Annotated in this window: 14 protein-coding genes; 9 read left to right on the top strand and 5 right to left on the bottom strand. The window is 65.9% G+C overall.

Features of this window, described 5'->3' with window-relative positions; all coding sequences use genetic code 11:
- Window positions 1–93 precede the first annotated feature (93 nt).
- On the top strand, window positions 94–906 hold the full coding sequence (locus NA5_RS16080; RefSeq protein ID WP_062986524.1) for a VOC family protein: 813 nt from the start codon (window positions 94–96) through the stop codon (window positions 904–906).
- Window positions 907–925: 19 nt separating this feature from the next.
- Here NA5_RS16080 and NA5_RS16075 read toward each other — a convergent pair whose 3' ends face one another.
- The 5 genes from NA5_RS16075 to NA5_RS16055 form a co-directional block, all read right to left on the bottom strand.
- Window positions 926–1,762 carry an MHYT domain-containing protein gene (locus tag NA5_RS16075; RefSeq protein WP_063813418.1) on the bottom strand — a complete coding sequence of 279 codons (837 nt, stop codon included), beginning with the start codon at window positions 1,760–1,762 and terminating at the stop codon, window positions 926–928.
- Entirely contained in the window at window positions 1,755–2,312 is a 558-nt protein-coding gene (locus tag NA5_RS16070; protein ID WP_062986652.1) for a GTP-binding protein, read from the bottom strand. The genes NA5_RS16075 and NA5_RS16070 overlap by 8 nt, the downstream gene beginning before the upstream one ends.
- An 88-nt stretch (window positions 2,313–2,400) precedes the next feature.
- Window positions 2,401–2,775 carry a DUF742 domain-containing protein gene (locus NA5_RS16065; RefSeq protein WP_040695427.1) on the bottom strand — a complete coding sequence of 125 codons (375 nt, stop codon included), beginning with the start codon at window positions 2,773–2,775 and terminating at the stop codon, window positions 2,401–2,403.
- 7 nt (window positions 2,776–2,782) lie between these two features.
- Complete coding sequence (locus NA5_RS16060; RefSeq protein WP_062986522.1) at window positions 2,783–3,190, bottom strand: roadblock/LC7 domain-containing protein; 408 nt, start codon at window positions 3,188–3,190, stop codon at window positions 2,783–2,785.
- Window positions 3,187–5,871, bottom strand: a complete 2,685-nt coding sequence (locus tag NA5_RS16055; protein ID WP_062986520.1) for a sensor histidine kinase — start codon at window positions 5,869–5,871, stop codon at window positions 3,187–3,189. The genes NA5_RS16060 and NA5_RS16055 overlap by 4 nt, the downstream gene beginning before the upstream one ends.
- 358 nt (window positions 5,872–6,229) lie before the next feature.
- Here NA5_RS16055 and NA5_RS16050 point away from each other — a divergent pair, with 358 nt between their 5' ends.
- From NA5_RS16050 to NA5_RS16020, 8 genes are all read left to right on the top strand, one after another.
- Window positions 6,230–6,916, top strand: coding sequence for a response regulator transcription factor (locus tag NA5_RS16050; RefSeq protein ID WP_062986518.1), 687 nt, complete (start codon window positions 6,230–6,232; stop codon window positions 6,914–6,916).
- An 84-nt stretch (window positions 6,917–7,000) separates the two neighbouring features.
- Window positions 7,001–8,404 (top strand): HAMP domain-containing sensor histidine kinase, encoded by a 1,404-nt coding sequence (locus NA5_RS16045; protein ID WP_245672257.1) that lies wholly within the window; start codon window positions 7,001–7,003, stop codon window positions 8,402–8,404.
- 116 nt (window positions 8,405–8,520) lie between these two features.
- Window positions 8,521–9,984 (top strand): S1C family serine protease, encoded by a 1,464-nt coding sequence (locus tag NA5_RS16040; RefSeq protein ID WP_084484171.1) that lies wholly within the window; start codon window positions 8,521–8,523, stop codon window positions 9,982–9,984.
- Between the two features lie 80 nt (window positions 9,985–10,064).
- On the top strand, window positions 10,065–10,559 hold the full coding sequence (locus tag NA5_RS16035) for a MogA/MoaB family molybdenum cofactor biosynthesis protein (protein WP_157187336.1): 495 nt from the start codon (window positions 10,065–10,067) through the stop codon (window positions 10,557–10,559).
- A complete protein-coding gene (locus NA5_RS42215; RefSeq protein ID WP_084484180.1) occupies window positions 10,560–10,745 on the top strand; it encodes a hypothetical protein in 186 nt (61 codons plus the stop codon).
- 505 nt (window positions 10,746–11,250) lie between these two features.
- Entirely contained in the window at window positions 11,251–11,925 is a 675-nt protein-coding gene (locus tag NA5_RS16030) for an MspA family porin (protein WP_062986514.1), read from the top strand.
- Window positions 11,926–11,987: 62 nt separating this feature from the next.
- Window positions 11,988–12,656 carry an MspA family porin gene (locus NA5_RS16025; protein ID WP_062986512.1) on the top strand — a complete coding sequence of 223 codons (669 nt, stop codon included), beginning with the start codon at window positions 11,988–11,990 and terminating at the stop codon, window positions 12,654–12,656.
- Window positions 12,657–12,967: 311 nt separating this feature from the next.
- Window positions 12,968–13,642 carry an MspA family porin gene (locus NA5_RS16020; protein WP_062986510.1) on the top strand — a complete coding sequence of 225 codons (675 nt, stop codon included), beginning with the start codon at window positions 12,968–12,970 and terminating at the stop codon, window positions 13,640–13,642.
- The last annotated feature ends 25 nt before the right edge of the window (window positions 13,643–13,667 follow it).

The raw sequence follows: 13,667 nt of genomic DNA, 5'->3' as shown, positions 1-13,667 counted from the left end.
ATCGGCGGCATTGCCGAACCCGCCAAAACTGTCGATGGCCGGTGGTTGACTGGGTTCGTGGAGGTGCCTATTCACTAGAAACGGAGATGACCGATGCCCATACGCAATGAGGCATGGCCCGAGGGAACCCCGGCCTGGATCGACTGTCAGGTCGACGATCCGGGTAAGGCCGCACAGTTCTACGAGGGTCTGTTCGGCTGGGAGATCCAGGACGGCGGCCCGGATTCGGGCGGCTATCTGATGGCATTGAAGGCCGGTGCGCCGGTGGCCGGAATCGGTCCGAAACCGGGGTCGATGCCGAGCATGCCATCGGCTTGGACCACCTACTTCGCGGTCGACGACGCCGATGCCACCGCGGCGAAGGTGCAGCAGGCGGGTGGTGAACTGATCGCGCCGACCTTCGATGTCATGGAGTTCGGCCGGATGTTCGTCGCGACCGATCCGGTCGGCGCGGTCTTCGCGGTATGGCAGGCGACCGGACACAACGGCGCGGCCGTCTACAACGAGCACGGCGCCTACGGCTGGAATGAACTGCACACCCGCGATATCGAGGCGGCCAAGAAGTTCTACCGCGACGTATTCGGCTTCAGCTACACCGAATTCGACTTCGGCGACGCCGAGTACGTGGTGTTCACCCCGCCGACCAGAACCGAGGGCGTCGGTGGCATCGCCGACGAATCCGGTAAGCCCGCCGACGGCATGCCCTCGTATTGGCTGGTGTGGTTCCAGCACGACGATGTGGACGCCGGTGTCGCCAAGACCACGGAATTAGGCGGGCGGGTACTGCAGGCGATCGCGGATTCACCCGCCGGACGCTCGGCCGTCATCGCCGGTCCGCAGGGCGAGGCGATCGGCATCATCGATCCGAGTAAGACCGTCGGTGAGATGCCCGCACCGAAGGCCTGACCAGCGAGCTCCAGTCGGCTCAGCGGACCGACTGGAGCTCGGACCGGAGCCGGTCCGACCGCAGCTCGGACCGGCGCTTGGCCTCGACCGCCGCGGCGGTCTCGCGCCGGTCGGGTGCGATGAGCACCGCGCTGATCGGGATCGTCAGCGCCAGCGAGCCGATGACGAACATCGGGAAGACGAACTCGAACAGTGTGAGCCCCTCCGGCGCCTTCGCCATGGTGTCGATATTCGGATCGATGGCCGCGACCCCGGCGTAGTACATGCCAGCCACACCGACGGCGAACAGCAGCACCGTCACCGCCCGCGCGAGCAGCCCGTGCAGCGCCTGGAACGACCACAGCGTGCCGACACCGGTGATCAGCGCGATCACCATTGCGACCCCCGCGAGCCACGGGGAGATATCGACCGAACCCTGGATGCGGATGGACCCGAGCCCCAGATACAGGGTGAGACCGATCCCGAAACCCATGACCAGACCGCCCGGGATGAGCCGGGCCAGGTGCAGCCGACGGCCGATGACGATCAGCGCGACGAATACCGCGACGAACGAGGTCACCATGGCCGCGACCATCTTGCCGCCGTCGAAACGCGCCGCGGTACCCGAAATATCGAGGCCGAGCAGCGCGACCGAGGTCGAAAGCCAGGCCCCGACCCCGCCGAGCGCCACCGCGGCCGAGGTCACCCACACCAACCGGAACCGAGACGAGCGCGCCGCGTGCAGCACGCAGGCCAGCCCGACCACGGCGCCGACCACCGAAACACCGAAGGAGAGTCCGGCGACCCAGTACCCCATCGAGAACTGATCCACCGCAGCGCCGTCGTTCGCCGCGGCGAACAACCGGACGTCATGCATGTCGGGCGGTTCCTTCCAATTCGAGCGCCTTCAATTGGGCGATCGCGTATTCGGTGACGGCCGCCAGCGCCTGGCGGACCTCCATGGCATTGCGCGCGTCGATATCCACGATGGGCACCCCCTCGCGCACCGAAAGCGCCTCGCGCAGTTCGGCGATCGGGAAGCGCGGCGCGTCCGGGAACCGGTTGACTGCGATCAGGAACGGCAGCTTGCGCGCCTCGAAGAAATCGACCGCGGCGAAGCTGTCCTCGAGTCGTCGGGTGTCGATGAGCACCACCGCGCCGATGGCGCCGCGGATCAGGTCGTCCCACATGAACCAGAAGCGGCGCTGGCCGGGCGTGCCGAACAGGTATAGCACCAGGTTGCCCGGCAGGATGATGCGGCCGAAATCCATGGCGACCGTGGTGGTTTCCTTGTCCGGGGTATCGGCCAGATCGTCGATACCGTCGGAGAAGTGGGTCACCATGGCTTCGGTGCGTAGTGGGACGATCTCCGATACCGCGCCGACGAAGGTTGTCTTACCCGCGCCGAAGCCGCCCGCGACCACGATCTTGGTCGAGGCGACGCGAGTGTCGGCCTCGGCGGGTCCGGTGTTGCCGGATCCGGAGTTGCCGGGCTGCCCGTAATTTCCGCCTTGCCTATAGGGCACGGAGTCCACGCAAAGTCCTCTCCATAAGGGAACGGCGCTCGTCGAAGCTCGCCTCGTCGGTCAGTGTCGAATGCACGCGCAGCGCGCCGTCGACGACGAGGTCACCGACCATGACCCGGACCATGCCGAGCGGTCGATCCAGGTGGGCGGCGATCTCGGCGACCGACAGCCGGTGCGTGCCCAGCCGCAGGATCTCGGTGCGCAGATCGCCCGCCGGCCAATCGAGATGCGCAGTGTACGACAGGGTTTCGATAACCGCTTCGAGCGGTAGGTCGACCGCGGGTTCGGTACGCCCGGAGGTCAGGGCGTACGGTCTGACGCGGGTGGTCGGCCGGTTCGGTCCGTGGCCGAATGGACTCGACATCGTTGGATCAGACGGCTGTCCGGGCGGTGGCCGTGACCACCGTGCCCACCCGGTCCACGAGCAGGGCCATCTCGTAGCCGATCCGGCCGATATCGTGCGACTTGTTGGCGAGCACGGCCAGGTGCGACCCGTTGCCGACGCTCATCACCAATAGGTAGCCGCGCTGCATCTCCACAATCGACTGCATCACCTTGCCGCCGTCGAACAGCGATGCCGCTCCGGTGGCGAGGCTGGCCAGACCCGCGGTGACCGCGGAGAGTTGTTCGGCGCGGTCCGAGGGTAGATTCGGACTGGTCGCCTGCAGCAGACCGTCCGCCGTCACCAGCACCGCATGCGACACCCCGGGCACATCCTTGGTGAAGCGGGCAACCAGCCAGTTGAGGTTCTCGTCCGTGGTGCTGTTCGGGTTGGTCATACAAGCCCTCCGTCGTTGTACTGCGCTTCGGCCCGCCCGCTGCGGACCCCACTGAGATGCCTGGTCAGGTTGTTCCGGATCTCCTCCGGATCGCGTATGCCGGGTTCCTCGACCGGCGCGAGGCCGCCGGGCACCAATTGCGCTCCGGGCCTGCGGATCGGCAGTCCGCCGACGGTACGGGCCTCGGCGGTCGGATGGCTGGCCTGTTCGGCGGCCGTCCAGCCCGCATCGGCGGGGGAGCTCCATGCCGACGGCGAGGATTGCGCCGTCGCGGGTTCGACCAACCACTCCGAGACCATCCGCTGATAGATCGGCGTGGGTGTTTCGCCCTGTACGGGCTGTAGTCGGGTCGAGGTGTTGGTCGCGGCGTCGGCCGAGACCGGCTGTAGTCGCGTCGAGGTCGGCTCGGGTTCGTCGGACTGTTCGGCCCACAGATCGGTGACCGCGCCCAGTGGCGCCTGCGGTTCCGGCTCGACGACCGAATTCGGTCCGGTGGCAGGTTCATCCGTCGGGGTCGGTGGTCCGAACGGGGCGATGTGGGACCGGTCGTCCTCGCCGCGGCGGCCGCTCGGATTCTCCGCGAATACATCGACCGAGGTTTCGGTGTGATCGTCGCCGGGTATCGGTACCTCAGGCGCGTCGGCGACGCGCATGGTCGGACGACGTTGCGGCAGACCGGAACTGGTGACCGCGAACCGGGACGGCTCACGCTGCGGCAGGCTCGGCACCGGCACCAGCGTGCGCGGCGGCTGCTGTTGCGAGGGAGCGGGCAGTGCGGCCATGGTCTGCGCCTCGAGAATGGCCCGCTGGTTCGGATCGGTCGCATCGAGCGGCGGCGCGACCAGTGCGCCGGGCAGGTGCACGCTCGCCGTGATGCCGGGCTGCTGTGCCATGGTCGAGGTGCGGCGCAGGCTCACCGTGATGGTGTGCCGCTTGGCGAGGCGGCCGACGACGAAAAGGCCCATGCGGCGGGCGGTTTCGACGGTAACCTCACCACCGGAGGCCAGCCGGTCGTTGGTGAGCTGCAGATCCTCCAGCGACATGCCGAGGCCGCGGTCGGTGATCTCGATCAGGTAGCCGCCGTCGACCGCGCGCGCCACCATCACCGCGACCGGTGTGGTCGGCGGGGAGTAGCGCAGCGCGTTATCGATCAGTTCGGCCAGTAGATGTTCGATATCGACCGCGGGCTCACCGGCGACGATCCCGTCGGGCACCGCGCCGATTTCGACCCGCTGGTAGTCCTCCACCTGGGAGACCGCGCTCCAGAGCATGTCCGATAGCGGCACCGGATGTAGCTGACCGCGGCGCAGCGCGGTACCGGCGAGCACCAGCAGGTTGTCGCCGTTGCGGCGCATGCGGGTGGCGAGGTGGTCGAGGCGGAACAGGCTTTGTAGCCGTTCGGCGTTGTCCTCGTCGTGTTCCAGATCCTCGATCAGCGACAGCTGCTGTTCGACGAGGGATTGGCTACGGCGGGAAAGGGTTTCGAACATATTCCCGATCTGCAGTCGCAGTCGGGCCTGATCGGCGGCGAGATTGAGTGCCTGCTCGTGGATCTCGTCGACGGCGCGCGCCAGCTGGCCGACCTCGTCGGTGGTGTGCACGCCGACCGGGGTGATCTCCGGGGTGGCACCACCGCTGCGCACCACCGCGAGTTCGTCGGGCAGTTTGACGTGCGCTACCTCGAGTGCGTCGCGACGCAGCCTGCGCACCGGGACGACCAGGGTGCGCGCGACGGCGAGGGCCAACGCCAGACCGGCCAGCAGCATGCCGATGACGATCGTGGTCTCGCGCAGCGCGCCGGTCTGCGCCTCGGTGGTCCGATGCGCCAGTGCCTTATCGATGGTGTCGGCGAGGGAATTGGTGGTCTTCTCGTAGGTGTCCGCGCTGACCTGAAGTGAATCCAATACGGCCGGATTGGATGTCGGATCTCCGCTGTTCTGACTGAATGCGCCGAGGCGGATGCCGACCGCGTCCAGCAGCGGCCGCATATTCGGCGCATTGTCCGGCAGGATGATGCCGTAGGTATTGATCATGGTCATCTCGGCACCGGCGGAGGTGAGCACCTTCGCGCGCACGCTCGGATTGCGGGCGGCATCGGGGGAGCCGATCATCATGCGCTGCTGGGTGAGCACGCGTCGGGCGTTCTGGAGCGCGCCGATCTGCAGGAAGTAGCGCTGGATGACGAGGTCCTCGACCGAAGGCGATAGGGCGTAGGCGTTGCCGATGCGAACCGCGATCTCATCGGCCTGCTCACCGACCATCATCGGTGATCCGTTGCGCAGGCTATTGCGCATGGTGGTGCCGGTGGCCACGGCCGAGGCCAATTCGGAGGTGACCCGGGTGCTCACCTTGGTCGTGCGCATTCCGGCCTCGAGATCGGCGAGTGCCTGATCGAATTTCGTCAATGCCGCGTCGGTCGCCGGATCCGCGGTGTTACCCCAGGAGGCGGTTGCCGCGACAGCGAGTTGTTCGGTGGCCGTTCCGAACTTGACGATCGGGCGAATGATGATGACCTGTTCGGTCGCCGCATCCAACTGGGACATGGTGCGCAGTTCGTTGTTGATGCGGAGCACGGCGAAGACAGTGGCCAGCAGCACGGGCAGGACAAGCACGATGCCAACCTTGCGAGTGACCGACCAGTTGGACAGACTGAATTGCCAGGACCGCGGTGCAGCTTCCATCCGCTTCCGTTGCCTCCGCTTCACGAGCTTGCACGTGTGCCCCCGGATGGCGCGTGGCTGTTCGGTTTTGATTCAACCCGCTGAGAACCAACTAGAGGTCTTCTTTTTACCGCAGGGAACATACCGCGCAGAGTGACTAACGGCAATCTGGGGCAGTCACTCTGTAATTCACTCGAATATGGCTACTCAGAACGGGTTTCGTCGCCCAAAACGCTTGCCGGTTTCCGTCGAGATCTGTACGTGATCACAAACGTGCTGGTCGCTCGTCCAGCCCCTAGTGGGCGGCATCGATGCTGGCGCGGCGTGTCGGGCCGCGCCCTCTCAGTCGACTCTCAGTCGATGCGGTCAAACTGGGGTCATGCGCATTCTGGTAGTCGACGACGATCGTGCCGTCCGGGAATCGCTGCGCCGGTCACTGACCTTCAACGGCTACTCCGTCGACCTCGCCGTCGACGGTGTGGACGCGCTGGAGAAAGCAACCGGGCAGCGACCGGATGCACTCGTACTCGATGTGATGATGCCCCGGATGGATGGGCTCGAAGTTTGCCGACGCTTGCGCAGCACCGGAGACGATCTGCCGATTCTGGTATTGACCGCGCGGGATTCGGTTTCCGAACGAGTAGCCGGACTCGATGCCGGTGCCGATGACTATTTACCGAAACCATTCGCGCTAGAGGAATTGCTGGCCCGATTGCGCGCGTTGCTGCGCCGCCGGGCCGCCGATCCCGGCGAGGTTTCCGAGGCCATGACGTTCGCCGATCTGTCGCTGGATCCGGTGACCCGTGAGGTGACCCGCGGCGACCGATCGATCAGCCTCACCCGCACCGAGTTCGCACTGCTGGAAATGCTGATGGCGAATCCGCGCCGAGTGCTGACCCGCAGCCGCATCCTCGAGGAGGTCTGGGGCTACGACTTCCCGACCTCCGGCAATGCGCTCGAGGTCTATATCGGCTACCTGCGCCGCAAGACCGAGGCCGAAGGCGAGGCTCGGCTCATCCACACCGTGCGCGGTGTCGGCTACGTGCTGCGCGAAACACCCCCGTAGGCGAGTCGGCGCCCCATGGCCAGAACCAATCCCAAGCGACCGGTGGTCGCGGCGCTCGGCGCATATCCCGCGGACGCGCCGGATATGCGCCCACCCATGCCCCTGACCAGATCGGTCTCGCTGCGCTGGCGGGTAACGCTGCTCGCCGCTTCGGTGGTGGCCATCGCCGTGGCCGTCACCTCCATCGCCGCCTATGCCATGGTGGCCCGCGCACTGAACGCCGATGTGGACGCTCAGCTGAAGGCGCGCGCGAACACCATGATCAACAATAATTTCGACAGTTTGGGTTTTCAGTCGATCGTGCTGGCGGGCCTGTACTCGAATGATGTCGGAGTGGCGCTGATATACGCGAAAGACAAGGCGTATATGCCGCCGCAGCAAACGATTCCGCCGGTCGGCACGCAGGAACTCGCGGTCGCCAACGGTGAGTTGCCCTCGTCGCTGCGCACCGTGAGTAATCAGCGGGTTCTCGCGATGCCGACCCATTCCGGTGCGACGCTGGTCGTCTCGCAGCGATTGCAACCGACCCGCGAGGTACTGGACCGGCTGGCCTGGTTGTTGTTCGTTGTCGGCGGTTGCGGCGTTGTGCTGGCGGCGGCGGCCGGAACCGCGGTCGGCCGCACCGGGCTGCGCCCGATCGGACGGCTCACCGCGGCGACCGAACGGGTCGCCCGCACCGACGATCTGACCCCTATTCCGGTAACCGGTGACGATGAACTCGCAAGGCTCACCGAGAGTTTCAACGCAATGTTGCGCGCGCTCGCGGAATCGCGCGAACGGCAACGTCGTTTGGTCGCCGACGCCGGACACGAATTGCGTACGCCGTTGACCTCGCTGCGCACCAATATGGAATTGCTTATCGCCTCCAGTCGCCCTGGCGCACCGCGGATTCCGGAGCAGGATATGGCCGAACTGCGTGCCGATGTGATGGCTCAGATCGAGGAACTGTCGACTCTGGTCGGCGATCTGGTCGATCTGGCCCGCGAGGACGCGCCCGAAACCGTCTACGAGCGAGTCGATCTCGGCGAAGTCGCCGAGCGCGCGCTGGAGCGGGCCCGGCGCCGCCGCGGTTCCATCGAGTTCGCCGCGCAGTTGCAGCCCTGGTTCGTATACGGCCACGAGGCCGGCCTGGAGCGCGCGATTCTGAATGTTCTCGACAATGCCGCCAAATGGAGTCCGGCGGGCGCGCAGGTGAAGGTCACTATGCGCGAAACCGGTCGCGGCCTACTCGAGCTCGATGTGGACGACGCCGGACCCGGTATTCCGGTCGCCGAGCGCGAGCTGGTGTTCGATCGTTTCTATCGGACCACGGCCTCGCGTTCCATGCCGGGTTCGGGGCTCGGGCTTGCGATTGTCAAACAGGTGGTGACCAAGCACGGCGGCACGATCACCATCGAGACTTCCGAGCGTGGCGGCGCCTTGATCCGGATCGTGCTGCCGGGTGCGGCGACCATGCTCGACGGTGCGGCCGACTCCGTAACCGATTGACGCCGTTCGAGACTAAGGTGATGGCGGGGCTCCGTGATATCTCGGAAAACTGAAAGCAGGGTCTCAGTTCGCTCTCAGTCGTCGTCGCCAAGCTGGTCGAAGACGTAAGGAGAAAAATGACCGAGGATTCCAAGGAAGGCGTGACGCCACAGCCGGATAACGCCGACAGCGCGCCCGGTCCGCATCCGACCCAGGAGATCCCGGTCGCACCACCGGGCCAGCCCTACGCGCAAGCCGGATACGGGCATCAGGAACCGACAAAGCGTCCAACGATCTGGCAGCAACGCGTGCCGCCCAACCCGACTCAGCAATTCCCCGGTCCCGAAGCGGGTCCGGAATACGCTCAGCAATTCCCGGGTCCCGAGGCGGGCCCGGAAAACGCGCGGTCGTCCTACGCCCCGCCCACCCCGCCCGGCGGGCCGTATCCCGGCGCGATGTTCAGTGCCGAGCCGCAGCCCGAACCCGCACGCCGCCCGGTGCGCACCGGCCTCGTCGTCGGCGCGGTCGCGCTCGCTCTCGTCAGCGGTGGTGTCGGTGGCGCGGTCGGCTCGCTGGTCACCCGCTCCGACAACGGACACGCCACGGTGACCAATGCCCTGGACGCGCCCAAGCCCAATGTCAGCAATGTCGCCAACGCACCGGCCGGCTCCACCCAGGCGGTGGCGCAGAAGGTGCTGCCGAGCGTGGTGATGATCAAGGTCGCCAGCAATCGCGCCCAGGGCGAGGGCTCCGGTGTGGTGCTGTCCTCCGACGGTCTGATCCTCACCAATAACCATGTCGCCTCCGGCGGTGGCGCCAACGCCAAGATGGAGGTCGCCTTCGCCGATGGCAGCACCGCACCGGCCACGCTGGTCGGCGCCGATCCGGTCTCCGATCTGGCCGTCATCAAGGTGCAGGGCAAGGACGGGCTGACCCCGATCGAACTCGGTACCTCCTCGAATCTCGCGGTCGGCCAGCCGGTCATCGCCATCGGCTCGCCGCTCGGGCTGGCGGGCACGGTGACCACCGGCATCGTCTCGGCACTAAACCGTCCGGTCTCCACCAACGGCGAGGGCACCCCGAGCCAGGTGCAGCCAGTCATCGACGCGATCCAGACCGATGCCGCGATCAACCCGGGCAACTCCGGTGGCGCGCTGGTCGATGCCAGCGGCAAGCTCATCGGCATCAATACCGCCATCGCCAGCCTCGGCGGCAGCGAGGCGAGCGGTCAGCAGAGCGGTTCCATCGGCCTCGGCTTCGCCATCCCGGTCGATCAGGCCCGCCGGGTCGCCGACGAACTCATCAAGACCGGTCACGCCACCTACGCCCAGATCGGCATCAAACTGCGCCCGCAGGACACCGCCGCGCGGGTACTCGAGGCGACCCCGGACGGTCCCGCCGCCAAGGCGGGCATTCCGGCCGGTGCCGTCATCACCAAGGTGGACAGCCGGACCATCGACTCGGGCGACGCACTGATCGCCGCGATTCGTTCCCATCAGCCAGGAGACAAGGTGAAGATCACCTACACCGATGAACAAGGCAACAACCCCAAGACCGTCGATGTGACGCTCTCCGGTGCGGCCGCGGACGGCGGCCGATGATGCGGGTGCTGCCCGGCGGATTGTCGGCACGACCGGGAGCCGACGCCCACCTCGTCGATCTGGACGCTACGGTTACCACCATGGAAATCGATGCTCCTGTCGCGGGGCGTGCTCTGGTGGTGGTCGTCGACGATCGAACGGCGCATGGAGGTGTGGACTCGCTCGGGCCGCTGGTCACCGAGCTGCTCACCGAGGCGGGTTTCCTGGTGGACGCTTCGGTATCGGTGCAGGCCGATGAGGTGGAGATCCGCAATGCGCTCAACACCGCGGTGATCGGCGGTGTCGATCTGGTGATCTCCGTCGGCGGCACCGGCATGTCCCCGCGCGATGTCACCCCGGAGGCCACCTCGCAGGTGCTCGACCGGGAACTGCCCGGAATCAGCGAGGCGCTGCGCTCCTCGGGTCGCGTCGCCGGTTCGCTCGACGCCGGTCTCTCGCGCGGGCTGGCCGGTATCTCCGGCAGCACATTGGTGGTAAACCTGCCGGGCAGCCGGGCCGCGGTCCGCGACGGCATGGCAACCCTCGGTCCGCTCGCCAGCCGAGTGATCGGCGAGCTGTCCGGATTGGCGGAATAAATTACCGCCGCGGACTCCTCCGACGACCCTCGTCCGGCGACACGCCGGGCGAGGGACGCGGCGCGTCTGGCAAAAATTTTCGGTGACGTCCTCCCGGAGACGACCAGTGACGAGCGCGGCGCCGATTCCGAATCGTTATCGGACGACTGGTTCCGCTCGCAGGTCCCGCCACATCACGGCTCCTGACCCATCTACGGTCTAGCCACGTATCACCGTTGGGCGCTGTGCCTTCATGCACCGCGAACTCCTCACGGGGAAGTTTGCTGAAGCATGAAGTACGGTGCTGACCCGTAGTTACCGACGGCGTCGTTGTGCCGGTGGGCGCCTATGCGCGTCCCTCGGGTGGCGCTTCTTTCCTGTTTATGCACGTCAAGCAATATGAGCATTTGAGGTGGTGTGATCTAGATCACATTGATCTTAACGAAAACTTACGTTGCCAGACCGTTACTGGTCGGTTTAATCTCGCCACGAGCCACCCACGCTGCTGGACCTCGCGGGCCCGGGTGCGGCACGTACGTTTGTCGACTCGGCGGAACTCGGCTCGGTTCCGATGCCAGCGCTGACCGTTGCGCCGAAATAACAGCCGGTTACATGTCGGCAACAATCGGGGCACAAACTGAGCTGGGCCTGAGAGGACCAACGTCCAGCCTCGATGGTCGAGGTTGACTGTTAGAACCTGATGAGGGGAAGTATGAGCGAGAACCGCACCAACGGTCTGCGCCGCGGTGCCCGGATCGCGGGCGTCGGCGCTGCCGCGGCCGTGGCCATGGGCCTGCTTTCGACCGGTGCTGCCAATGCCGATACCTTCGTGCCGTTGCCGGACGGCCAGAAGAGCGGACCCGATGTGACACTCACCCGTACTGGTGAGCGCGCCCTGATTTCGCCTTCGTTGGCGGCCAACGGTGCCGGCCGTGTGGTCTGGGTTTCGGGCAACGCCATCGCCGATGTGAACGTCACGCCGGAAGGCACGGTCGGCCCGAACAACGGCGCCTCCGGCGCCCCGGGTACCAACAACTCCTCGACGCACGGCGCATCGCAGCTGAGCACCGGCTACATCGTCGGCTGCCAGGTCAGCATCGCCAGCGATGCCATCTCGGCCGGTCTGTCCGGCGGTATCAACCTTTCGGGCGGTTCGCTCGGCGGTTCGATCGGCCTCAACCTCGGTCCGGGTGAAGTCAAGTTCGTGCAGATCGACTACAAGGACATCCTGAAGCCGGGTCGCTACTCGGTCGAGTACCAGGATGCGGAGATCGAGATCCAGGGCTGCGCGGGCTACGCCCAGGCGCGTGCCTACACCGTCGTCGAGATCATCGGTGACCACTACTCGAAGACCACCCTCTACGGGCAGCCGTTCAGCATTGGCTGACGTCGGTCAAACCACGAATATTCTTCTCGCTCAAGCGAATCAACCCTCGAGGGATTACTAGCATGATCAACCGTAAGAACGTGGCACGGGTGGCCGGTGTCGGCGCCGCTGCCACTGTCGCTCTTGGCCTGTTCTCCACCGGCGCCGCAAACGCCGATACCTTCGTGCCGCTGCCGGGTGGCTCGATCACCAAGACGCTGTCCGACGGCACCGTGGTCACCATCAGCCTGACCGGCGAATCCGCCAACATCAACCCGTCCATGGGCTCGACCCCGCTGCACCGCAACGCGTGGGTTTCGGGTAGTGCTCAGGTCTCCGTATCCGGTGACGGCGGCGGCTCGATCTTCCCGGGCTACACCGTCGGCTGCCAGGTGAACATCTCCGGTGGCGGCGCCACCGGTGGTGTCGAGGGCACCGCGGACTGGAGTGGCGACACCGTTACCGGTGGTGTCGGCGCGACCAGTGGCGCCAACCTCACCCTTGGCCCCGGCCAGTCGCAGTCGTTCTACGTGCTCGACCTCGAGCAGGCCGACGACTTCGGCAATGAGGCGCACAAGAAGCGCAATAAGTTCAAGAACGGCAGCGGCTCGGTCACCTGGGCCGATGAGACCATCGGTCTGACCGGCTGCGCCGGTTACGCCCAGGCTCGTGCCTTCGTCAGCGTCGAGGTGGAGACCGACAACGTCATCACCTGGACCACCCTGTGGGGTCAGCCGTTCAGCCTCGGCTGATCGGCAGGGGCATCGCCCTCTGAAAACCCAAGCGGGCTCGTCGCATTCGCGGCGGGCCCGTTTTTCGTTGTGAAATCCCTTTGCGTCCAGGCGAATTCGTGAACCGTAGCAGATCGAGCGGTAACATGTGCGAAATCTCACAGGAATTCGGCGCAAACCACTAAAATTGGCCGCACCCAAGATCGTCCACCGACGAGATTGTCGGCAAACCGCTTGATGGCCAATGTCTTTCCAGCGAGCGGTGTCGGCATGAAAGGGGTTTTCGGCCTCGGTACCCCGAGGGCGACCGCTAGAATCCGATGAGGGGAAGTATGAGCAAGAACCGCACCAGCGGTCCGCGTCGAGGTGTCCGCATCGCGGGTGCCGTTGTCGCCTCCGCTGCTGGGATGGGCCTGCTTTCGACCGGCGCTGCCAACGCCGATGTTTTTGTGCCGTTGCCGGACGGCCAGAAACTGGGCCCGGGCGTGACCGTCAGCCGCACGGCTGAACACGCCTTGATTTCACCATCTTTGGCCGCCAATGGCGCGGGCCGAGTCGTGTGGGTCTCGGGTAACGCCATTGCCGATGTGTCCGTCACTCCCGAGGGCACCATCGGCCCGAACAACGGCGCCTCCGGGGCGCCGGGTACCAATAACTCCTCGACGCACGGCGCATCGCAGCTGAGCACCGGCTACATCGTCGGCTGCCAGGTCAGCATCGCCGATAACGCGATCTCGGCCGGGGTTTCCGGCGGCATCAACCTCTCGGGCGGTTCGCTCGGTGGGTCGATCGGCCTCAACCTCGGCCCGGGCGATGTCAAGTTCGTTCAGATCGATTACAAGGACATTCTGAAGCCGGGTCGCTACTCGGTCGAATATCAGGATGCGGAGATCCAGATCCAGGGCTGCGCGGGCTACGCCCAGGCGCGTGCCTACACCGTTGTCGAGATCATCGGCGACAACTACTCCAAGGTCACGCTGTACGGAGCGCCGTTCAGTATCGGCTGACCGTGGTGGGATCTGTCGAATCTCC

This window comes from Nocardia anaemiae NBRC 100462, from assembly GCF_001612725.1.
Taxonomy (GTDB): Bacteria; Actinomycetota; Actinomycetes; order Mycobacteriales; family Mycobacteriaceae; genus Nocardia; species Nocardia anaemiae.
Note: the sequence above shows the minus strand (reverse complement) of the source record. Positions and strands in the feature narration are given on the sequence as shown.